This window comes from Paenibacillus sp. 2TAB23 (assembly GCF_052115165.1).
Taxonomy (GTDB): Bacteria; Bacillota; Bacilli; order Paenibacillales; family Paenibacillaceae; genus Pristimantibacillus.
Genome location: NZ_JBFRGD010000004.1, coordinates 219,677 through 241,874, shown reverse-complemented (window position 1 = coordinate 241,874; position 22,198 = coordinate 219,677). Strand labels below are relative to the sequence as shown.

The 22,198-nt window shown below is 45.3% G+C and carries 17 protein-coding genes; 15 read left to right on the top strand and 2 right to left on the bottom strand.

All coding sequences use genetic code 11. The features are described from left to right. Positions 1–90: 90 nt before the first annotated feature. Both metH and rnz read left to right on the top strand, forming a co-directional pair. Positions 91–3,531 (top strand): methionine synthase, encoded by a 3,441-nt coding sequence (metH, locus tag AB4Z29_RS08450; RefSeq protein WP_441942623.1) that lies wholly within the window; start codon positions 91–93, stop codon positions 3,529–3,531. A 111-nt stretch (positions 3,532–3,642) separates the two neighbouring features. Continuing rightward, a complete protein-coding gene (gene rnz / locus AB4Z29_RS08445; RefSeq protein ID WP_441942622.1) occupies positions 3,643–4,584 on the top strand; it encodes a ribonuclease Z in 942 nt (313 codons plus the stop codon). A gap of 31 nt (positions 4,585–4,615) precedes the next feature. On the opposite strand, the gene AB4Z29_RS08440 is transcribed toward rnz, so the two are convergent. Together AB4Z29_RS08440 and AB4Z29_RS08435 are read right to left on the bottom strand one after the other, a co-directional pair. Next, positions 4,616–5,227 carry an SdpI family protein gene (locus AB4Z29_RS08440; protein WP_441942621.1) on the bottom strand — a complete coding sequence of 204 codons (612 nt, stop codon included), beginning with the start codon at positions 5,225–5,227 and terminating at the stop codon, positions 4,616–4,618. Then, positions 5,224–5,511, bottom strand: coding sequence for an autorepressor SdpR family transcription factor (locus AB4Z29_RS08435; RefSeq protein WP_441942620.1), 288 nt, complete (start codon positions 5,509–5,511; stop codon positions 5,224–5,226). The genes AB4Z29_RS08440 and AB4Z29_RS08435 overlap by 4 nt, the downstream gene beginning before the upstream one ends. Positions 5,512–5,768: 257 nt before the next feature. On the opposite strand from AB4Z29_RS08435, the gene AB4Z29_RS08430 reads away from it, so the two are divergent. The 13 genes from AB4Z29_RS08430 to AB4Z29_RS08370 all read left to right on the top strand — a co-directional run bounded on the left by AB4Z29_RS08430 (position 5,769) and on the right by AB4Z29_RS08370 (position 22,149). Further along, complete coding sequence (locus tag AB4Z29_RS08430) at positions 5,769–8,015, top strand: DEAD/DEAH box helicase (RefSeq protein ID WP_441942816.1); 2,247 nt, start codon at positions 5,769–5,771, stop codon at positions 8,013–8,015. Positions 8,016–8,068: 53 nt separating this feature from the next. Further along, entirely contained in the window at positions 8,069–9,367 is a 1,299-nt protein-coding gene (locus tag AB4Z29_RS08425) for a ribonuclease H-like domain-containing protein (protein WP_441942619.1), read from the top strand. Between the two features lie 73 nt (positions 9,368–9,440). Further along, entirely contained in the window at positions 9,441–10,253 is an 813-nt protein-coding gene (locus AB4Z29_RS08420) for a TIGR01457 family HAD-type hydrolase (protein WP_441942618.1), read from the top strand. A gap of 38 nt (positions 10,254–10,291) precedes the next feature. After that, positions 10,292–11,107, top strand: a complete 816-nt coding sequence (locus tag AB4Z29_RS08415; RefSeq protein ID WP_441942617.1) for an Fpg/Nei family DNA glycosylase — start codon at positions 10,292–10,294, stop codon at positions 11,105–11,107. Between the two features lie 43 nt (positions 11,108–11,150). Further along, positions 11,151–11,489 (top strand): cyclic-phosphate processing receiver domain-containing protein, encoded by a 339-nt coding sequence (locus AB4Z29_RS08410; RefSeq protein WP_441942616.1) that lies wholly within the window; start codon positions 11,151–11,153, stop codon positions 11,487–11,489. 83 nt (positions 11,490–11,572) lie between these two features. Next, a complete protein-coding gene (locus tag AB4Z29_RS08405) occupies positions 11,573–12,589 on the top strand; it encodes an SAM-dependent methyltransferase (RefSeq protein ID WP_441942615.1) in 1,017 nt (338 codons plus the stop codon). 95 nt (positions 12,590–12,684) lie between these two features. Continuing rightward, entirely contained in the window at positions 12,685–14,439 is a 1,755-nt protein-coding gene (locus AB4Z29_RS08400) for a sensor histidine kinase (RefSeq protein WP_441942614.1), read from the top strand. Beyond that, on the top strand, positions 14,432–15,988 hold the full coding sequence (locus AB4Z29_RS08395; protein WP_441942613.1) for a response regulator transcription factor: 1,557 nt from the start codon (positions 14,432–14,434) through the stop codon (positions 15,986–15,988). Before AB4Z29_RS08400 ends, AB4Z29_RS08395 begins: the two co-directional genes overlap by 8 nt. 116 nt (positions 15,989–16,104) lie before the next feature. Next, positions 16,105–17,439, top strand: coding sequence for an ABC transporter substrate-binding protein (locus AB4Z29_RS08390; RefSeq protein WP_441942612.1), 1,335 nt, complete (start codon positions 16,105–16,107; stop codon positions 17,437–17,439). A gap of 150 nt (positions 17,440–17,589) precedes the next feature. Then, positions 17,590–18,498, top strand: coding sequence for a carbohydrate ABC transporter permease (locus tag AB4Z29_RS08385; protein ID WP_441942611.1), 909 nt, complete (start codon positions 17,590–17,592; stop codon positions 18,496–18,498). Between the two features lie 2 nt (positions 18,499–18,500). Then, the gene (locus AB4Z29_RS08380) at positions 18,501–19,337 is read left to right on the top strand and encodes a carbohydrate ABC transporter permease (protein ID WP_441942610.1); all 837 of its coding nucleotides are present in this window, start codon (positions 18,501–18,503) and stop codon (positions 19,335–19,337) included. 35 nt (positions 19,338–19,372) lie between these two features. Continuing rightward, positions 19,373–20,404: a glycoside hydrolase family 88/105 protein gene (locus tag AB4Z29_RS08375; RefSeq protein ID WP_441942815.1), complete on the top strand. Its 1,032-nt coding sequence runs from the start codon at positions 19,373–19,375 to the stop codon at positions 20,402–20,404. 128 nt (positions 20,405–20,532) lie between these two features. Continuing rightward, positions 20,533–22,149 carry a serine/threonine-protein kinase gene (locus AB4Z29_RS08370; protein ID WP_441942609.1) on the top strand — a complete coding sequence of 539 codons (1,617 nt, stop codon included), beginning with the start codon at positions 20,533–20,535 and terminating at the stop codon, positions 22,147–22,149. The last annotated feature ends 49 nt before the right edge of the window (positions 22,150–22,198 follow it).

Genomic DNA, 22,198 nt, shown 5'->3' with positions numbered 1-22,198 from the left:
AAAATAATTGGATTGTCGATGGATTACCTTTTCACACAGAAGGTATTCTGCTAAACTATGTGTTAATGATTTTGGGAAGGGTGTAATAAATTGTCGAAACCGACCTTACAACAAATGCTTCAACAGCGTATTCTCATTCTGGACGGCGCAATGGGGACGATGATCCAGCAGGCTGGATTGAATGAAGATGATTTTGGCGGACCAGAGCTAGACGGCTGTAATGAAATGCTCGTCCTGACTCGTCCAGACGTTATACAATTAATTCATGAGCAATATCTGGAAGCAGGCGCTGACATATTAGAGACCAATACGTTCGGAGCTACAAGTGTTGTGTTGGCTGATTATGATATACCTGAGAAGGCAAGAGAGATCAACTTGGCTGCTGCTAAGCTTGCTCGTGATGCATGCGACAAATATAGCACACCTGAGAAGCCTCGTTATGTTGCCGGCGCACTTGGACCTACGACAAAAACATTGTCTGTAACCGGCGGTGTCACCTTTGATGAGCTTGTAGAGAGCTATTATGAGCAAGCGCTTGCTTTGATTGAAGCAGACGTTGACGCGCTATTGCTTGAAACATCACAAGATACGTTGAATGTAAAAGCGGGCAGTATCGGAATCCGCAACGCATTTGAAAAGCTTGGCAAAGAGCTTCCAATTATGATATCCGGAACCATTGAACCGATGGGAACGACGCTTGCAGGCCAAACCATTGAATCCTTTTATATTTCCTTGGAGCATCTAAAGCCGATTTCCATCGGTCTTAACTGTGCAACAGGGCCGGAGTTCATGCGAGATCATCTGCGCACGTTGAGCGAGATTGCTAATTCTGCAATCAGCTGCTATCCGAATGCAGGCTTGCCTGATGAGAACGGACATTACCATGAATCGCCTGAATCGCTTGCGAAAAAGATGTCTGCGTTTGCCGAGCAGGGCTGGTTGAACATCGCAGGGGGCTGCTGTGGAACGACACCAGACCACATTCGCGTAATGGGTGAGACGATGGCCAAATATGCGCCGCGCACCAAAATGGGAACGCATCCGAACGCGGTTTCCGGTATTGAGACGGTCTTCATTGAACCAGAGAACCGCCCAATCATGATTGGAGAACGTACGAACATCTCCGGATCACGGAAGTTTAAACGACTGTTGAAGGAAGAAAAGTTTGATGAAGCTTCCGAAATTGCGAGAGCGCAGGTTAAGGGCGGCGCGCATGTGATCGATATCAACTTGCAGGATACGGATATTGATGAAGCCTATGCGGTTCATCAGTTTTTGCCGCAGGTTGTCAAGAAGATCAAAGCACCATTAATGCTCGATTCGACCTATGATCATATTATTGAGCTCGGTCTGAAATATTCGCAAGGAAAAGCGATTATTAACTCTATTAATTTAGAGGACGGCGAGTCTAAGTTCGAACAAATTCTTCCGTTGATTCATCGATATGGAGCAGCCGTCGTTATGATTCTCATCGATGAACGCGGTCAAGCTGTAACCCGTGAAGCGAAGATGGAGGTTGCTGAGCGCTCCTATAGGCTGTTGACGGAGAAATATAAAATGAACGCCGAGGATATCATTTTTGATCCGAACATGTTCCCTGTCGGATCTGGAGATCCGCAGTATATTGGCTCAGCAGTTGAAACGCTAGAAGGCATTCGCATGATCAAAGAGAAATTCCCGCTTGCCAAAACGATCCTGGGACTCAGCAATATTTCCTTCGGACTTCCGGATGCTGGCCGCGAGGTGCTTAACTCTGTTTATTTGTATCACGCGACAAAAGCCGGTCTGGATTATGCAATCGTCAATACGGAAAAGCTGGAACGATATGCTTCTATTCCGGATGAGGAGCGTCGTTTGGCAGAGGAACTGATATATAACACGACTGACGAGACGCTAGCATCCTTCGTAGCTGCTTTCCGCGATAAGAAGGTTGAGAAAAAAGAGAAAATTTCAAATCTTACGCTAGAAGAGCGGCTTGGCTCTTATGTCGTTGAGGGAACGAAGGAAGGCTTGATTCCGGATCTCGACGAAGCGTTAAAGAAATATTCCGCAATGGAAGTCATTAACGGACCGCTGATGCGCGGGATGGAGGAAGTAGGCAGGCTGTTTAACGGAAACGAGCTCATTGTGGCTGAAGTGCTGCAAAGCGCAGAAGTCATGAAGGCATCCGTTAACTATCTGGAATCTTTTATGGAGAAAAACGAATCTTCCGTAAAGGGTAAAATCATCCTGGCTACGGTTAAAGGCGATGTTCATGATATCGGGAAAAACCTGGTCGAAATTATTTTATCAAACAACGGCTACAAAATTATAAATCTGGGCATAAAAGTACCGCCGGAGCAATTAATCGAGGCATACCGCAATGAAAAGGTTGATGCAATCGGATTGTCGGGCTTGCTCGTTAAATCTGCGCAGCAGATGGTCATTACAGCGCAGGATTTGCGTACGGCCGGTATTGATGCTCCTATCCTTGTAGGCGGCGCGGCACTTACGAGGAAGTTTACCAAAACGAGAATCGGTCCGGAGTATGACGGCCTTGTCCTTTATGCCAAAGATGCAATGGATGGTCTCGATATTGCGAATAAGCTGATGGATCCAGAGCACCGAACGCGTATGGAAGAAGAAATGGCCGCATTCAAAGCTTCGGGTGGTTTGGAAGAAGAAGAAAAAAAACCATTGCCGCAGCTGACACGTGCCGTTCGTTCCAAAATCTCTCCGGATGCGCCTGTTTTTACGCCGCCTGATTTGGACCGACACATTCTTAGAGACGTACCGCTGCCTCATGTTATTCCTTACGTTAATATGCAGATGCTGCTTGGTCATCACCTTGGACTTAAGGGCAACGTCGACAACTTGCTAAAAGAGGGCAATGAGAAAGCGGTGCATCTAAAAGCTACGGTTGATGAAATTTTGCAAAAAGGAACATCGGACGGTATCATTAAGACGCATGGCATGTACCGTTTCTTCCCGGCGCAATCCTCGGGCAATGACGTTATTATTTACAACCCGGTTGATCCTTTGCAAGAGATCAAGCGTTTTACATTCCCTAGACAGCAGGTTGAACCTTATCTATGTTTGGCGGATTTCTTGAAATCGGTGGAAAGCGGCGTGATGGACTACGTTGGTTTCTTAGTCGTCACAGCCGGACATGGTATTCGCGAGCTTGCTAATGAGTGGAAGGATAACGGGGACTATCTGCGTTCACATGCGCTTCAATCTGTTGCTCTTGAGGTGGCGGAAGGCATGGCTGAACGTGTCCACCATATTATGCGCGATATTAGCGGTTATCCTGATCCAGCGGAAATGACGATGAAGCAGCGTCATGGCGCACGCTACCAAGGCATTCGAGTGTCCTTCGGTTATCCGGCGTGTCCGAATCTTGAAGACCAGGAGCCTTTGTTTGATCTTATGAGGCCGCAGGATATTGGGGTCGAACTAACCGAAGGATGTATGATGGAGCCGGAAGCGTCCGTTTCCGCAATGGTATTCGCTCATCCTGAAGCACAGTATTTCAATGTTGAAAAAGTATAGTTTAAGTTAGAAGAGAGCCCTTGAGCGTTCGTGTATGCGAGCTTGAGAGGGCTCTTCGTTTCCATTTATGAAGTTAACTCAGCTGCTGTTAAGAATGAGGTGGACGTACAAATGAAAATGTGGTTTTTAGGAACGGGAGCTGGCCGTCCTTCCAAATATCGAAATGTTACAGCAATGGCTCTGCAGCTGCCAGAGCCTCATTGCAGTTGGCTGCTGTTTGATGCGGGAGAGGCGACGCAGCATCAGATTATGAATACACCGCTAAAATTAAATAAGCTGGAGTTCGTATTTATTACACATTTGCATGGCGATCATATTTATGGCTTGCCAGGGCTGCTGAGCAGCAGATCGTTTGACGGGGGAGTTACTCCTGTACATTTGTATGGTCCTGCAGGAATCAAACGATATATAGAGACGATATTCAGCATAAGTGCTACACAGCTCGATTATGAGCTGATCATCCATGAAATAGCGGGGGATGAAGCGTTTATTTTTGAAGATGGGCGGTTTAAAGTGGAGGCAAGGCTGCTAGAGCACAGAATTCCAAGCTTCGGATACCGTATTACCGAGAAAGACCAGCCAGGAAAACTGCTAGTCAATAAGCTGATCGAGCTGGGCGTAGAATCAGGCCCCTTGTATGGCCGGCTTAAACAAGGCCAATCCATCACGCTTGCAGACGGTTCGATTGTGTATTCTGAAGAGGTGACTGGCCCGTCTTATATCGGCAGGATCGTAACCGTTCTAGGTGATACAAAGCCCTGTGCAAACGCTAACAAGCTAGCGTTAGATGCGGATTTACTCGTTCATGAAGCAACCTTTGCAGCAGGCATGGAGGAGAAAGCGCATGAATTCGGGCATTGCACGACGAAGGAAGCAGCCGAAACAGCTGCTGGTGCGAATGCGAAGCACCTCGTTATGACGCATTTTAGCGGACGTTACAGCAACGATGATCTTAGCCAGCTGGAACGAGAGGCAGCTTTGTATTTCGAGCCGGTTACGGCTGCAAGGGATTTGCTCCAGGTTGAGATAAAACGAACGAGTCAAATGGAATAATAAAAAAACGTGAGGAGCTCCTCACGTTTTTTTATTTCTGGTCTTTCCCGAAATGGAATGAGAGGAAGACGGATGCGAGTACGATTATCACAATAATTCCGAAGAATACAAACATTTGATAAGGATTCGAAACGAATGTACTGACAATCATGAGCAGGCCGCCATATACATAAAACTTTGCTGCCGCCCGATGCGTTTTTTTCCAAACAGCCTCGTTCGCGAGTGTATGAGCCGTCTTAATTCCAATCAAACTATCGGGCTTTAGGCGAGGCATATAAAAACCTGATACTGCTAAAATGACGCCGACCATCGGAATGACAACCTTCTCGATATCAATGTTGAGTCCGTAGCCGTATGCAATGGTTACGCCATGCAGAACAAGAAGAGAGAGCAGGATAACGTTTTGAATCACATAGAGACTGTGCTTATGCTGTTGGAAGTTTTGTTTTTTTGGCAGGATAACGATTAAGATAACCATGAGTGCTGGAAGCAGCAATAAGGCAAATGCTTTATTCGCTAGGCCGTCAATCTCTTTGTTTATGTCCCAGTGTATGGCCATAAGCTCCGGCATGTACGGATAGGTGATTATGCTTGCGATTAGGGCAAAGGAAACAATTAACCATGAAAGCACATTAGATTTCAAGCTTTCTCATTCCCTTCAGAATTGGTTGGCTGGAAGGAGATGATCCAGTTTAATAGTTCATTGAATACGGCTGAGTTAAGGGAATAATAAATATGCTGCCCATGGCGTTGATCCCATACGAGCTCCGCTTGCTTAAGCAGATTGAGATGATGGGAGATACTAGGCTTTGTCATTTGAAAGTGGTCGGCGATTTCACCTGCGGTCAGATCACGTTCGCGAAGCAATTCCAATATTTTTCGTCTATTCGAATCTGAGAGCGCTTTAAAGGAATCATTGATGGACATAAAAACCATCCTTTCGAGTTAAGCAAGCTTATGTTTAGATATTTAAAGAAGTATCTAACTAATAAATATCATTTTACTATATCGATTTCTTATTTGGCTGTCAATTCAACGAAAGAGGGGCGTATTTTAATTAAAAAGCAAAACTTGCGTCAAGCCTTCTTTTGGTTATTATTATGCTTCGCATAAGTAGAAGGAAAGACTAGCAAAGGGAACAAATATTCGCTAATATATAAGGTATTGCGAGGTGCGAAGTAATGATAACAAAGAAAACACTTTCGGAAATGATTCAAGAATTAAGAGGCAATGAAAATATTATAAATTGGACTGAAATCGAGCCTCAAGAAGCTAAGGCAAAATCGATTCCAGAAAGTGTGGATTCAAGGATTAGATCAGCATTAGCAAAGCGCGGGATAGAGCAGCTATACACCCACCAATACACAGCCTACGAAACCATTCGCAAAGGTGAAAATATTGTAGCCGTAACACCTACGGCTTCAGGGAAAACGTTATGCTATAACCTGCCGGTATTACAAGCCATCGCTGAAGACGATAGCAGTCGAGCGCTTTATCTTTTTCCGACAAAGGCGCTCGCACAAGATCAAAAAAGCGAACTAAACGAAATAATCAGCGAAATGGGCATTGACATAAAAAGCTTTACCTATGATGGCGATACAGCTCCTGCGATTCGAACGATTGTAAGAAATGTAGGACATATCGTAATTACGAATCCGGATATGCTCCATTCAGCTATTTTGCCTCATCATACGAAGTGGGTCAGTTTATTCAGCAATCTTAAATATATTGTCATTGATGAGCTGCATACGTATAGGGGCGTATTCGGAAGCCACGTTGCGAACGTTATTCGAAGGTTGAAACGTATTTGCAAATTTTACGGCAGCAACCCTCTTTTTATTTGCACTTCCGCGACAATTGCAAACCCAAAGGAATTGGCAGAGCAGCTGACGGGAAGCCATATGAGGCTCATTGACGATAATGGCGCTCCGAGAGGCAGAAAGCATTTTGTTTTTTATAATCCGCCTATTGCAAACAAGCCATTGAATATACGGAAAAGCGCAACTGTAGAAGTAAACCATTTGGCAAGGGACTTTCTTACGAATAAAATACAAACGATCATATTTGCACGGAGCCGGGTAAGGGTAGAGATCATATTAAGCCATATACAAGAGCTCGTCAAAAACAAAATCGGCACCAAATCCATTCGGGGCTACCGTGGCGGCTATTTGCCAAACCAACGCAGGGAAATTGAAAAAGGGTTAAGAAACGGAGAGATCTTAGGCGTTGTCAGTACGAATGCACTGGAACTTGGCGTAGACATCGGTCAACTGCAAGTATGTATTATGACTGGGTATCCCGGGAGCGTAGCTAGTACTTGGCAGCAAGCAGGCAGAGCGGGCAGACGACATGGGGAGGCGCTTATCCTTATGGTGGCCAGCAATACGCCGATCGACCAATATATTGTGCAAAATCCCGAATATTTCTTTGATCGGTCACCTGAATCCGCAAGAATCAATCCGGAAAATTTACTCATATTGGTCGACCATGTTCGCTGTGCTGCATACGAACTGCCGTTTAAAAAGGACGAGCAATTCGGATCGTTGGAGATAACTGACATTTTGGAGTATCTTACTGAAGAACGGGTACTCACCCATGCGGGTGATACGTTTTATTGGGCAAATTTAGCTTTTCCGGCAAGTGAGGTCAGTTTACGTTCAGCCGCGCAGGAAAATGTCGTTATTATCGACCAGAGTGAAGCCGCGAATGTGAAAATTATTGGGGAGATGGACCGATTTAGCGCAATGACTCTCTTACACGACGAAGCGATATATTTGCATGAGGGCGTGCAGCACCAAGTCGAAAAGCTGGATTGGGAGCACAAGAAGGCATACGTTCGCAAAGTGGATGTCGAATATTATACAGATGCGAACCTAGCCGTTAAGCTTAAAGTATTAGCAACGGATAGGACGGAGAATAAACGAACCTCCGCTATACATTATGGGGATGTCGTCGTAAATGCGATGCCGACGCTATTTAAGAAAATCAGGTTGAGCAGTTTTGAAAACATCGGATATGGTCCCATTAATTTGCCTGAGGAGGAGCTGCACACCAGTGCAACTTGGATTGAGCTAAAAGAAATAGATCCCGAGATCGAAACAAAAACGCAGGAGCAGCTTCTGCTCGGCATTGCCAATGTATTAAAGCATATTGTTCCTATTCATGTCATGTGCGACAGAAGCGACATTCACGTCGTATCTCAAATAAGAGCGGAGCATACGCAGCTCCCTACGATATTTATTTATGATCATTACCCTGGCGGAATTGGTTTAGCGGAGGATGTCTACAAACGGTTTGATGAAGTGAAGGAAGCTGCAAGGAAATTGATTAGAAAATGTCCTTGCGAGGACGGTTGTCCATCCTGCATCGGAACAGAAATCGAAGGGCTTAATGTGAAACTAAAGAGCGTTCAGTTATTGGCTCAATTGTAATTTGTGAAGAGCAATAAAGGGTAAAATGCTGCTTGATGAAGCGGAGGTGCGCAATGAGCAGTATGCGCGATAGAATGAATCGGTTGCGCGGGGAAAGCTCAAAGGTTGACACCGCTGCCGAAGAACAGAAGATAGAGCCCCAGTCGCAGCCTGAGTCGGATCAAGCTGAGCATCCAGATCGGTTATCGCCAGGATGGGCAGCCTTCGGTGTAGAGCTGGCGACGAATGAAACAGGTAGTTTTCTGCTTAGGGTAATTCGCTACCCGATGGATTACCGTCATGGCTTACATGCCCTACAAGAGTTATACACCGCTGCACCTGGATTAGCAGCTTTTCATCCTTCGGAGCAATCAGCAGCGGAGCAAATCCTATTTTTGGATCTTGAAACGACTGGATTAGGTGTCGGGGCTGGTAACGTCCCCTTTATGGTCGGCATAGGTTATATGTCAAAGGGACACTTTGTCATTGAGCAAGCGTTAATCAGACATCCAGCCGAAGAAAGGGCTATGCTCATGTATTTGGCGGAGAAGCTTCAGCAGTTTTCATTTTTATCAACCTACAATGGGAAGACGTTCGACTGGCCTCTCGTTGAAAGTCGTTTCATTATGAATGGACTCGGACGTAAAATGTGGGAGCCTAAGCATCTCGATTTCTTGCACCCTGCAAGATCGATTTGGCGAAATACCCTAGTGTCTTGCAAACTAAGCCATGTGGAGGAAGAACGGCTTGGGATTGAGCGTGTAGACGACGTGCCTGGGTCACTTGCACCGCAGCTCTATTTCCAATATTTAGCGGATGGAAACCCAGCACCGTTAGAAGGCGTGTTTAAGCACAACGAAACGGATATGCTCTCACTTGCTTGCCTAGCCATTCGTTTCGGTCATTTGCTGAATGGTAATATAGAAACTTATATACCTCTTCCAGACGAACCGGAGGAAATGGTGAGAACAGGACTTTGGCTTGAGCGAATGGGGAGAGTAGAGCTGCCGTCGCAGCTGTTTGATGTCTTTATGAGCCTCCAGCATTCAAAACCTTCTACGCTCGTCATGCTTGCTGCACGAGACAAGAAGGCTGGAAATTGGGATCGTGCTGTGTTATTGTGGCAGAAGGCTATTATTCATTCTCCCACGCATTTCGGACCTGCTGCACATGAAGCGAGTATTGAGCTTGCGATGTACTATGAACATAAGCTTAAAAACTACGACTCTGCACTCAGCTATGTGAATACAGCCTTTGAGCATGCCTTGCATCAATCGTCGCTATTTCGCGCTGATGCCAAGAAGAAAGCAGAGCTTGAAGCACTACGAAATCGTATTGCCCGGCTTCGCCGCAAGGCATCAAAAACGATATAAATTTCGAATGGCAGCAGCAAAGAATGAAACGGCCTTCGTGGTTGCTGATAGACACCTGGGAGGTTTCATGACGATGACAAAGGAAAGACACATCATGCGAGGATTGCTAATCGATCTCGATGGAACGTTATATCACGGCTCGCATCGGATAGATGATTCCGATCGCTTAATCTCATATTTGCAAGAAATCAATATGCCGTATCGCTTTGTCACGAATAATTCTTCAGCAACGCCGGAAGAGGTAGCTGACCGACTTCTGAGCATGGGAATTCCCGCCACGGCAGCAGATGTATGCACGTCTGCGCAAGCAGCTGCAGGGCATATTGCGCAACTGCATCCAGGGGCCGCCGTATTTGTCGTTGGTGAGACAGGGCTCAAGAAGGCCGTACTCGAGGCAGGCTTACAATTAACGGAGGATCAGCCGGATTTCGTTCTACAGGGAATCGATAGAACCTTTACTTATGATCGCCTGGCCAAAGCAGTTAGGTATATTCATGGCGGTGCAACGTTTGTCATGACAAATCCTGACTTGCTGCTGCCCTCAAGCGATGGACTTATACCAGGAGCAGGTTCAATTGGAGCCATGCTGCATGCTGCAGGCGGGAAAGAACCGATTCATATCGGTAAGCCATCATCCATTATTATGAAATATTCACTGAATGAGATTGGATTGCAAGCGAATGAAACGTGGGTAGTCGGAGATAATTTGGCGACAGACATTGCCTTCGGAGAAGCGGCAGGCTGCGGAACGATACTTGTTCTAACCGGCCTTACGAATGCTGATAACCTATCCTATTATTCAACGCAAGCTGGCTGCGAGCCGACGGTTATTTGCGAACATTTAGAAGCGCTTCGTTCATATATAGCTGAACATAGAGAAGCATAAGATTATTAACGAAGGACATAGGAAGGAAGCGAAACTTCATGCAGGAATTACCGGAACTGGATATTTACCGGAGCTTGCTGGCTGAGAAATTTGCAGGAGCTCAAATATCTGGAATCGAGGTATCAAGCTCTAAAATATTTCAAGCAAGCGATGAGCAAATGGAACGTGACGTTATAGGGAAAGTATTATGGTTTGTCGAGAGGCGTGGCCTGCACCTATTGCTGCATCTGGACAACGGGAAACGTCTATTGCTTCATTTGGGGCAAGGGGCTTATTTGTATATCGGAAGCGAATCGGATCTTCCCAGCCGCAGCGCACAATTAAAGCTCGTTTTTGGCGAAGTAATCTTATACGGCGTTGGACTCAGGGCAAATGATCTTCAGCTTCTAAGCGTCAAGGAAGTTGAAGAGAAGCTCGGCAAATTTGGTCCGGATGCATTGGATAAACGTTTGACACTAGAACGTTTCGTTGCCCGATTTGCAAAAAAAAGGGGAGCGATTAAGGCGGCTTTAATGGATCAAAACGTCATTTCTGGAATTGGTGCGGTGTATTCTGACGAAATCTGCTATTCCGCTGCAATCCGACCAGATGCGAAAATTCCCATGTTCGAGCAAGAGAGCTGGGAACGCCTATACGCCGCGGTGCATAAGGTATTAAAGGAAGCGATTGCAAATGGCGGTGGCGGTGAACATGCGATTTCAGCCATCGAGCAAGCCGCTGATTTCCGTCCTACAGCTTTTCAAGTGTATGATCGGGAAGGTCAACCATGTAATAACTGTGGAGCAACGATCGAAAAGTTGGATGTTTCGGCTCGCAAAGCCTATGTTTGCACAAGCTGTCAGAAGGATCTATAAATGACCGCGAACGAAAGTTACTCATTGTGCAGGGGGGTCAATCATGATACATGTTTATTTGGATGATTACCGAGTTTGCCCCAAAGGATTCGTTCTGGCCATAAATGCCGAGGAATGCAAGCAGCTTCTTGATCTTGAGCAAGTTGGCATTCTATCGCTTGATTACGATCTAGGCTGGGCGCAGCCAACAGGCTATGAAGTGGTTCGCCACATCGTGGAAACTGGCCGTTACCCGGAGCAAATCTACTTACACACTTCAAGCAGCGCTGGTCGGATGCAGATGTATGACATGCTCATGAACAGTGCTCCTATTGATACGAAGCTGCATAACGGTCCGATGCCTGATACTTTGTTAAATCAAATTGCCGGACGATTATCGTAACATACCCGGGGAGTCGGGAGAGAAAAGCTCCCTTCCTTTCCCAAGGTAATGAGTAATTCATAAATGAAAGAGGTTTAACATACGTGAGTCAATGGATCGGAACAGCCAATCAAACTTATGCACCTTATGCGATGGAGGAGCTTCGTCGAATTGTTGATGGAGTAACCTTCGCGCAGCTTGCGGCAGGAGAGGTTTTTTTATGGACGAGCCCGCTCGACCGTGATGAAACTCTGCAAGCTATCCTCCAGCAGGAGCCGATCTTTCTACGCCATATGCAGCCTGTTGATCGTACAATCGATATTACAGGCAATGCGAACGACCTTGAGGATTTGTCCAACATGGTGCGGAATGCCGTCTTGTCCTTTGAGAACAAGCGGGTTGCCGTTCATATTAGACGCACCTCCAAAACAACGTTTATGTATACAGCCGCTGATACGAAGGCCGTTTTGGATGCTGTCCTTGAAGAAATTGACGCAGAGCCTGTCGTACAGCAGCCAGATATTATTATTGCTATTTATGCTGCTGCTGAAAAGCTGTATGTAGGTTTTGGCGCTCCTGCTGACATGCTTTCGGATTGGCCAGGCGGTGCGGTGCGTTTCCAGCGCGAAGAGGGACAAGTATCCCGCGCGAAGTTCAAGCTGCTTGAGGCAGAGCGGGAATTCAACCTAAATTACGCCGGCTTTCAAAATGCGCTTGATGTAGGCGCGGCACCAGGCGGGTGGACATCACTCCTTTTGGAGCGTGGCTTACGGGTAACAGCCATAGACCCAGCCGAATTGCACCCCTCATTAATGGCGTATCCAACACTTACCTATTTGAAGCGAAATGCCTCAGAGGTGAAATTCAATCCTGGTTCATTCGATCTGTTAGTCTGTGATATGAGCTGGAGCCCGATGCTGATGTGCAAGCTCGTTCTGGATCTGGAGCCTGCGCTTAAAAGCGGGGCAACTGCGATCATTACGGTGAAGCTCATGCATCGCAAGCCGTTGCAAACCATCAGAGATGTGATTTCAAGACTATCAACGGAATTTAGACTTCAGAAGGCAAAGCAGCTGTTCCATAACCGTGAAGAAATTACATTATATTTAATCAAGAAATAATAAGCCGCGCCCGCCAACAGGCAGGGCGCTGTTTTTTAACGAAATTGCTGATCCTATGAACAGGACTTGAGGATGCTGGAAGGAGGAATTACAGCTTGTTATATTTGAAAGCGCTTTATATGAATCTTCGAATTAAGTATAAAATGTTTGTGCTAATCTCTGTTATTATGCTGGTTGTTGCCGTCTTAGCAATCATCATTCAACAATATGCATTTGACTTCTATGACCGGGAGATCTACAAGCAATCCTCCAAAGCGTTGAGTTTGTCATCAATCAGCATAGAGAATGAGCTTAAAAAGATGGAAAAACTTACATTTATGCTATCAACCGATTCGACGATCCAGCATTATTTGCGATCCATCAAGAGCGGTTTATCGGATTACGACAATTATGTGGTGAAGTTGACAGTCAAGGAACGAATGGTCAATATAGGCGCATTGGATAAATACGTTTTGTCTGCACAGCTTTATGACGTTAATGATAACGAATATGCGGTTGGCGCTAATTCGGTTACGGTATTTCAAGATAGACTCAATGAATTCAAGCAATTAACGACCGTCAATAAGGGCGGGAACACATGGATAGCCCCTTACAGCTTTGATAAGTCTTTAATTGCTGCTCGTGAGGTCAGATCCTTTGAGCAGCTAAAGTTGGATTACATTGGCACACTAGCGCTGCGCATCGATATGAATAAGCTATTCCGCGATTTAGCGAAAGGAATGAACAGCAATGATGCTCAGCTGATCATTATGAATCATAATGAAGCCGTTTACCCGGACGCATCCGAGTTCCCAATCGATTCTTTAGCGGCCTTGTCGGGGAAAGAAGGCTATAAGGTGATCAAATACGAGGGCAGGCAATATTTTGTAACGTTTATTGCGTCCACCTATACCGATTGGACCTACTATACGCTCATCCCATTCGATGATATTTTTGACCGGGTAGTTAAGGTGAAAAATACGATCATAATTATTTTTGCAGTTCTTTTTATTGCCATTCTATTTATTGCTGTCAGCTTTGCGAAAGGGATAACGGAACCAATTGAACGCTTGAATGCGAAAATGAAGCGCGTACAGCTCGGTCACTTTGAATATATAGAGGAACCAAACGAAAGAGCGCTGGCCATGGACGAGGCTGGACAAATGCACCGAAATTTCCGTATTATGGTTGAACGGATTAACGAGCTCATACATGAAAACTACGTGAAGCAATTGACCATACGCGACACGGAGTTCAAAGCGCTTCAGGCTCAGATCAATCCGCATTTCCTGTACAACACGTTAGAATCGATCAATTGGTCGGCTAAGCTGAGCAACCAAACGCATATTTCACAGATGGTAGAGGCGCTTGGCTCACTTCTACGAACCTCAATCAATCTGAAGGAGCCGCTGATTCCGCTAAGCAAGGAGCTCGACATTATCAATCATTATGTAACGATACAGAAATACAGGTTCGAGGAACGTTTGGACTTTCAGGTTAATGTCTCAGATACGCTGCTGCATTGCAGTATTCCTAAGCTTTCGCTGCAGCCGCTGGTCGAGAATGCCATTAATTATGGCCTTGAACAGATGATTGACACTTGCAGTATCAGAATCGCGGCATATGCCGAGGACAATTGGCTGTTTATTACGGTCGAGGACAATGGACCAGGCATGGAGGAAGCCTTTGTTGCACAATTGCTGAGCGGACAAGTGCAAACGAAGGGCTCGGGGTTGGGTCTCAAAAATATTGAAGATCGCATCAAGCTTTTATACGGTGAAGCTTACGGATTAATGGTTGAAAGTGAGCCAAACGGAGGTACAAGAGTCAAGATAATGCTTCCTTATGAAATGAGGGGTTCCCATGTATAAGGTATTGCTGGTAGATGACGAAAGAATAATAGTAGAAGGTATTTCGCTTACGGTCAAATGGGAGGAGTATCAGACGGAGTTGGCTGGAACAGCGCGCAACGGACTTGAAGCAATGGCTTTCATTGAAAGCCATATGCCGGATATCGTCATTTCCGATATTAAGATGCCGGGAATGAATGGTCTTCAGCTAGTGGAAAAGGTACATGAGAAATACCCGCATATTGCCTTTATTTTGTTATCAGGCTTCAGTGAGTTTGATTATGCAAGAACGGCGATGCAATTCGGCGTTAAACATTATTTGCTTAAGCCATGCAACGAAAATACGATTACGGATGCGCTAACCGAAGTGATTGCTGAGCTTGAAGAGCAGCAGTCGCAGCAAATGTTCATGACCAATATCCAGAAAGAGCTTTCCAAAGTGCTTCCTCATGCCAAGGAGCAATTTCTAAAAGAGCTTGTTACGAATAAAACCTATGGGCAGAGGGATTGGGACGACTATGGAAATCTGTTTCATATTACCGTTGAGAATGACAAGGTACAGCTGCTCTTATTCCAATTAGACGGAAAGTTCGAGTTCGAGCATATGTTTGCCGTAAAAAACATTGCCCAAGACGTGCTTGGCAAATCCATTGTTCTATTAAGCACGACAATTGGCAAGCATGTTCTGCTTTTAATTAAGGAGATTAGTGATAAAGATATTTTGTTCCCGATGCTTATTGCCATCAAACAAACATTTTCGACCTATTATAAACTCGATGCCACCGTCGCCGTTAGCGATGCAGGCCCAATAACCGATGCCCGCAAAATGTACCGTGAAACGTTGGAATGCTTGAACTACCAGTTCTATTTGGGTGAGGGCAGCATCATCACTCAGATGGATGTCGAGCGCGGTGATGACAACATTCTGAATTCATTCATCTACGACGAAGAGCCGCTATGCATGCATGTCAAATCAGGTGATTGGGCTTTTGTTCAATCCGAGCTTCAGCACTATTTTTCTTTGCTGGCTGATAGCCGCATGGATACCCATTTATCGAAATCTTATGTGATTCCGCTATATATTTCGATTGTGCGGCAGGGCAGACCTGAGGAGATTAACGATTACTTAACGCAAATCACGCGATTCGACAGCTACTGTACGCTAAGGACGATCGAACAATTCGTAACTGAAAGCGCAGAAAAGATTTGCATGCAAAATTATCATACGCATTCAAAAAAGCACTCTATTATTATTCATAAGATGATTAGCGTGATCGAAGAGCAAATTTCAAATCCTGATTTGTCGCTAAATTGGGTTGCAAGCGAAATTTTATATATGAATGCTGATTATTTGGGCAAGCTCTTTAAGAAAGAAACGGGAGAGAAGTTTTCTAACTACGTTGTTCGTCTGAGAATGGAACGGGCAATGGTAGAGATCGAAATGACCGGCGATGTTAAAGTGTTCGAGCTGGCAGAAAAATTCGGTTTCGGTGATAATCCGCAATATTTTAGCCAGGTTTTTAAAAAGCATACCGGATTTACGCCATCCGAATTCAAAAGGTCGCCATGATGGCGACCTCTGTTTTTTTAACAAAGAAAGCGGTTTTTTTAATTCCGATGCTTCCGTATTCGACCTATAATAAGGCTTGTAAACAACATTAAAGAGTTTGGAAGGGGCGTAACACAATGAAAGCACCAAAGAAAATGCTTTTGACTCTCATGACTGCTGCAATGGTTCTCGTAAGCGCTTGCGGAGGGAATAATGGCAATGGTAACGCAACGAACTCCACGAATTCACCTACAACAGGAACTGAAGCAACAGAAACAGCCGAAGCAAAACCAGTAACACTTCGAATTGCATGGTGGGGCGGTCAGCCTCGACATGATTACACGATGAAGGTTATCGAAATGTATAAAACGAAAAATCCGCATGTAACAATTGAGATGGAATATGCGAACTATGATGATTACTGGAAGAAGCTAGCGCCTCAAGCGGCTGCAAACGAGCTTCCAGACATTATTCAAATCGATACACAAAACTATTCTCAATATGCAGGCAGAAACCAATTGGCAGATTTGACTCCTTTCCTAGGCAATCAAATCGATGTGACTGACATTAGCCAAAATGCGATTGACGGCGGCAAGCTAGGCGATGGTCTATACGGCATGAACCTAGGTGTTAATGCGCTTGGACTCAACTATGATCCTGCTCTTTTGAAAAAAGCCGGAATTGACTCCATTCCAGAAAACTTCACATGGGATCAATACATCGAAATGGCTGCCAAAGCCAAAGCAGCAGGGCTTTACTTCGATAACGGCATGCGTCCAGAAGTATTCTTTGGATACTATCTCCGTACGTTAGACAAAACATTGTTTAACGCGGAAGGTACGGGCCTTGGCTATGACGACGATAAAATGTTTACTGATTTCTTCGGTATGCTGGCTAAGCTGGTGATCGACGGCGCAGTTCCTTCTCCGGACGTACTTGCTCAAATCAAAGGTGCTGAGGATAGCCACCTTGTACTTAACCAAGGCATTGGCGTATGGCAATGGTCGAACCAATACGTAGGCTTGCAGCAAGTAGCGAACCGTCCGCTTGCCATTGCACCTATGGCTGGTCCTAACATGGAGAAAGGCTTGTTCCTGAAGCCAAGTATGTTCTTCTCCGTTTCTGAGAATTCAAAAGTAAAAGAAGAAGCAGCTAAATTCATCAACTTCTTCGTAAATGACATCGAAGCCAACAAATTGATCTTAGGTGACCGCGGCGTTCCGGTTTCATCGAAAGTAAAAGAAGCGTTGAAAGAAGTTTCCACTGAAGCTCAAATTCAAGTATACGACTATGTAGCATGGGCAGAGGCAAACAGCTCCCCAATGGATCCAGCTGATCCAATCGGATCCGCAGAAGTATTCAAATCGTTGACAAGCCTTGCAGAGCAAATGAACTACAACAAAATCAAGCCCGAAGAAGCGGCTAAGAAATTTAGAGACGAAGCAACCTCTATTCTTAAGAAAAACAAGTAATATTGTTTGAGTAGATGCGATGGTTGGTCGGTAGATCGGCCATCGCATTTTCTACTTCTAGTAAAAACATCGGTTTGTTTGTGCCACTAAGCGGAGCTAAGCCGTTTCGCTTGGATACAAAAAAAAGGCAAGCTAGACTTCGTATAGGAGTTGGATAAGATGAAATCGCTATCATTTAAAAACAACCTGATCGGATACACGTTTATTGGACCCTTTGTCATCGGTTTTCTATTGTTCACGCTAATTCCTGCTGCAGCATCGTTATACTTTTCCGTTACGGATTACGATCTTCTCTCAACACCATCCTTTATTGGATTAGAGAATTACTCGACGATGTTTACGGATGACTCCAAGTTTTGGGCATCGCTAAAGGTTACTTTTTTATACGTGTTTATCGGCGTACCGCTTAGATTGGCTTTTGCCTTGTTTATCGCAATGATCTTGAATACAGCCTCGAAAGCAATCGGGTTATATCGGACCGTTTATTATCTTCCTTCCATTATCGGTGGCAGCGTCGCTGTATCAATCATGTGGCGCAACCTGTACGGTGACGAAGGCGTTATAAACATATTTCTGAATGCACTCGGTTTAGATAGCGTGAGATGGTTTGCTGAACCTGCTGCGGCACTTTGGATGCTTATTACTTTGTCCGTTTGGCAATTCGGGTCTTCCATGCTTATTTTCCTAGCGGGCCTCAAAAATATCCCGCCTGAATTGTACGAAGCATCGAATGTCGATGGCGCAGGACCTGTAATCCGCTTCTTCAAAATTACCATTCCCATGCTTAGCCCAATTATTTTGTTCAATACGATTATGCAAACCATTGGCGCATTTATGACTTTTGTTCCGGCATACATTATTTCAAAAGGCGAAGGCGGCCCGCTCGACGGCACGCTGCTTTACTCCTTGTACTTGTTCCGCCAAGCATTCGTTTATTTTGATATGGGTTATGCGTCCGCAATGGCTTGGATCATGCTGATCATCATCGCCATTCTGACAGGTATTTTGTTCTATACCTCCAAAAAATGGGTACATTACGAGTCGAAAGGTGGCCATTAATCATGACGTTAAAAAAACTGAAGTGGCCGATCTACCACATATTTGTCGCAGCACTCGCATTAATCATGGTTTATCCTGTATTATGGCTGCTAATGAGCTCGTTCAAGCCAAGCAATCTCATATTCGCTACAGCTGATTCACTTATCCCGCAGCCTTGGATTTGGGAAAACTATAAAATTGGCTGGGTCGGAATTGCCGGCCAATCATTTGGGACGTTCATCTTGAATTCACTTGAAATCGTGATTATCGCGACAATAGGAGCCGTATTGTCTTCCGCTTTTATTGCATTCGGTTTTGCTAGACTGAATTTCACCGGAAAAACGTTCTGGTTTGGCATTATGATGGTTACGCTGATGCTTCCACATGACGTAGTGCTCGTCCCGCAATATATTTTGTTCGCTAAATTAAGCTGGCTCAATTCCATAAAGCCAATCGTTATCCCGCAATATTTTGGAATTCCGTTTTTTATCTTTTTGCTTATTCAGTTCATCCGTACGATCCCGAATGAGCTGGATGAAGCGGCTACTATCGATGGCTGCGGGAAGTTCCGCTTGTTTTTCCGAATTATTCTGCCGTTAGTCGTTCCTGCGCTAGCTACGGCGTCTATCTTTTCCTTTTACTGGCGCTGGGAAGATCTGCTCGGTCCGGTACTCTACTTGAACCGTCCAAGCCTGTACCCAGTTTCCATKGGACTCAAAATGTTTTTGGACAGTGATACCGTTTCCAACTGGGGCGCGATGTTCGCCATGTCTATCGTTAGCTTGATCCCAGTGCTAGCTATATTCTTTGCTTTTCAGAAATACATTGTTGAAGGTATCAGTACAAGCGGCTTGAAGTAGGGGTTAGACATGAATGAGGAGAGAGGAAGATGGAGATGCCACAGCTGCAATTTGACGAAAATCACATTCGGGAAGTGATTGACCGCGTAGTGGAACGTACGTTCAGAATGGATTTTAGCTGGGATTGGCCGGGCGGAGTCGCTTTCTATGGCGTGGCGGAAGCATATGAAGCAACCGGTAACAAACGGTATAGGACATTGCTGCAAGCATGGGTGGACGAGAAGCTTGAGGATGGACTCCCTAAGCTATCCGTTAACGGTGTTTCGATCGGACATGCGCTCATTTCCCTTTATAAAGCAACTGACAATGAGAAATATTTGGAAGTGGCCATTCAGATGGCTGAGTACTTAAAGAACGATGCCGTTCGTTTTGCTGACGGAGTATTTCAACATACCGTAAATTCAGAATCTTACAATTTCCCAGAGCAAGCATGGGTAGATACGATGATGATGGCAGGCTACTTCCTCGTGCGAATGGGGCATTTGCTTGATCGAGCCGATTATTTGGAGGATGGTCTTAAACAATATCATGGACATGAGCATTTCCTTCAAGATCCTGTCTCAAATTTGTATTATCATGGGTGGGACCATATTGCTCAGAATCACATGTCCTCCATCTTTTGGGCGAGGGGCAATTCATGGGCGGCTCTGACGATGGCTAAGGCCTTGCCGCATATCGCGGTACAGCATCCATCCTTCATGATTATCGAAGGCTCGATGAGAGACCAGCTTAGCACACTCGTACGACTTCAAGCCGAAAATGGCTTATGGCATACCGTGCTTAATGACGAAACCTCTTATCATGAGACTTCGGGATCAGCTGGTATTGCAACCGGTCTGTTCGCCTTTGGCACGTTGTATAACAAGTATATACAGCGTTCAATCGAGGGGATCTTAAGTCAAATTACCGAGGATGGCTCGGTAATGAACGTTTCAGCGGGCACGGCGGTTATGAACGATCAGCAAGGTTATCGTGATGTTGCGCATAAGCGAGTGCAAGGCTGGGGGCAAGGACTTACACTCGCGTTTCTTGCCGAGCTTCTTAACGCCAAAAAACGCCTATTCTAAACGCAGCTTGCTCCCGCTAATGCTCTATGATAGAGTTGATTTTATAAAAAAAGTTCAGGAAAGCATCCTGATGCCGTTTGTTTCTACAAGCCGCATTGGGATGCTTTTTTGTTATGGAGGAGGAAAAAATGGGAAATAATGCTGCTTGGTTTGATCCATATGCTACAGGGAGTGTGCTCGATGGTCGATATCGGATTGCAGGCATTCTAGGAAGCGGGGGAATGGGAATTGTATATGCAGCAGATGATCTGCGGCTAGGTAACAAGCTCACTGCAATCAAGGTCCTTGCACCTCGCCTCGGCGCAGCCTTATTAGCCGAGGAAGCTAAGCTGCTTATGATGGTGGATCATCCGCATTTGCCTACTATATTGAATTATTATCCCGCTACGGGAGATCTGCATGAGACTTGCGTCATGACTTATATAGATGGACATACCGTGGCTGATTACTACCGCGCAAATGGAAGTGGATTTACATTTAAGCAAATCATGCATGTAGTAAAGCAGCTCTGTTCAGCTTTGCATTATTTGCATACGCATGCCCCGCCTATTATACATAGAGATTTGAAGCCGTCAAACGTCATGATCGATGCCAAATGGCAGGTAAAGCTTATTGATTTCGGTATTTCCAGGCGCTATAGGCCAGATAGGGAGCAAGATACCGAACAGCTTGGCACGAAGGGCTTTGCTGCGCCAGAGCAGGCTGGCAGYGGACAAAGCGACAAACGAACGGACATATATGGATTAGGCGCTTTATTGTATTTTATGGCAAGCGGCGGTCTGATTTATCATTCGGTATCACATCATGCAAACCGAGACGATTTATTTTCCTTATTGAAAAGGGATACGCCTGCAGCTTTCAAAACGGTATTAAGAGGACTGCTGCAGTCTGATCCCCGGCTGCGTTATCAATCCATAAAGGATGTTGAGACAGCGTTAGCTCCTTTTATGTATCGATCATATTCTTCAGATGAGTATATAGCTGCAGTTGGAAATGAGATTCGCGGATCAAAGTCACCTCTCTCCGTATGCGTGCTATCCTTGTCTTCTGGTGCAGGTGCGACGTTTTTGACTCATGCATTAGCCAATCTGCTCGGTAAAAAAGGCATTTCTGTATCTGCTGCGGAATATGAACATGCGAGACCGGAATGGCATGCTTGGCTTAATGGGATACGCAAATGGGATGATCCCGATGAACGGAAAGCGGTTGCGCTAGATCCGCGTTACATGCTTTATAAGCAGAAAATTCCCGCAATGAATTGGTTCGCGCTTCAGGCTGTACAGGAAAAGGAAATTACGCTTGCAGATAACCGTTTTACGCAGATGCTCAGACAAACGGAAGCTCCGGTTCATTTGATCGATTTATCACAACGATGGACCGACTCACATGCACAGCAATTAATGCGTAGTGCACGCTTTGTTATTGCTGTTGGCGATCCCGCCGTGGCCAAGTGGCGAGCGTGCGATCTTAAACAGCTTCATGATCTGAGCTTGGAGATCGAAGCGGCAGGCTCACAGCTCTTATTTGTCGCCAATAAAGATGTGTCTTTCGACGCAAGGCGAGCATGGTTGGTTTTGTTTCCCGCAAAACCAAACGCAATTGTACCAAGATTGCCTGACGAAATACTGCTGTCACAGCAGTGGAGAGGTCATTGGGCTACGGATAACAAGAGGTTAGCAAGCAAACTAAATCAAGCGCTAGCGCCTATTTTAAAGCTTCTCTGCAATGAATTGAACACAGAATGACCGATTATGTGGTACAATGATACGGGTAAAAACGTGAAACAGCAATTTT

Coding starts and splice junctions, on each gene's coding strand:
- AB4Z29_RS08425 (WP_441942619.1), top strand. CDS start 8,069: ATGAGCAGTATGCGCGATAGAATGAATCGGTTGCGCGGGGAAAGCTCA.
- AB4Z29_RS08420 (WP_441942618.1), top strand. CDS start 9,441: ATGACAAAGGAAAGACACATCATGCGAGGATTGCTAATCGATCTCGAT.
- AB4Z29_RS08375 (WP_441942815.1), top strand. CDS start 19,373: ATGCCACAGCTGCAATTTGACGAAAATCACATTCGGGAAGTGATTGAC.
- AB4Z29_RS08415 (WP_441942617.1), top strand. CDS start 10,292: ATGCAGGAATTACCGGAACTGGATATTTACCGGAGCTTGCTGGCTGAG.
- AB4Z29_RS08390 (WP_441942612.1), top strand. CDS start 16,105: ATGAAAGCACCAAAGAAAATGCTTTTGACTCTCATGACTGCTGCAATG.
- AB4Z29_RS08410 (WP_441942616.1), top strand. CDS start 11,151: ATGATACATGTTTATTTGGATGATTACCGAGTTTGCCCCAAAGGATTC.
- AB4Z29_RS08395 (WP_441942613.1), top strand. CDS start 14,432: ATGTATAAGGTATTGCTGGTAGATGACGAAAGAATAATAGTAGAAGGT.
- AB4Z29_RS08435 (WP_441942620.1), bottom strand. CDS start 5,511: ATGTCCATCAATGATTCCTTTAAAGCGCTCTCAGATTCGAATAGACGA.
- rnz (WP_441942622.1), top strand. CDS start 3,643: ATGAAAATGTGGTTTTTAGGAACGGGAGCTGGCCGTCCTTCCAAATAT.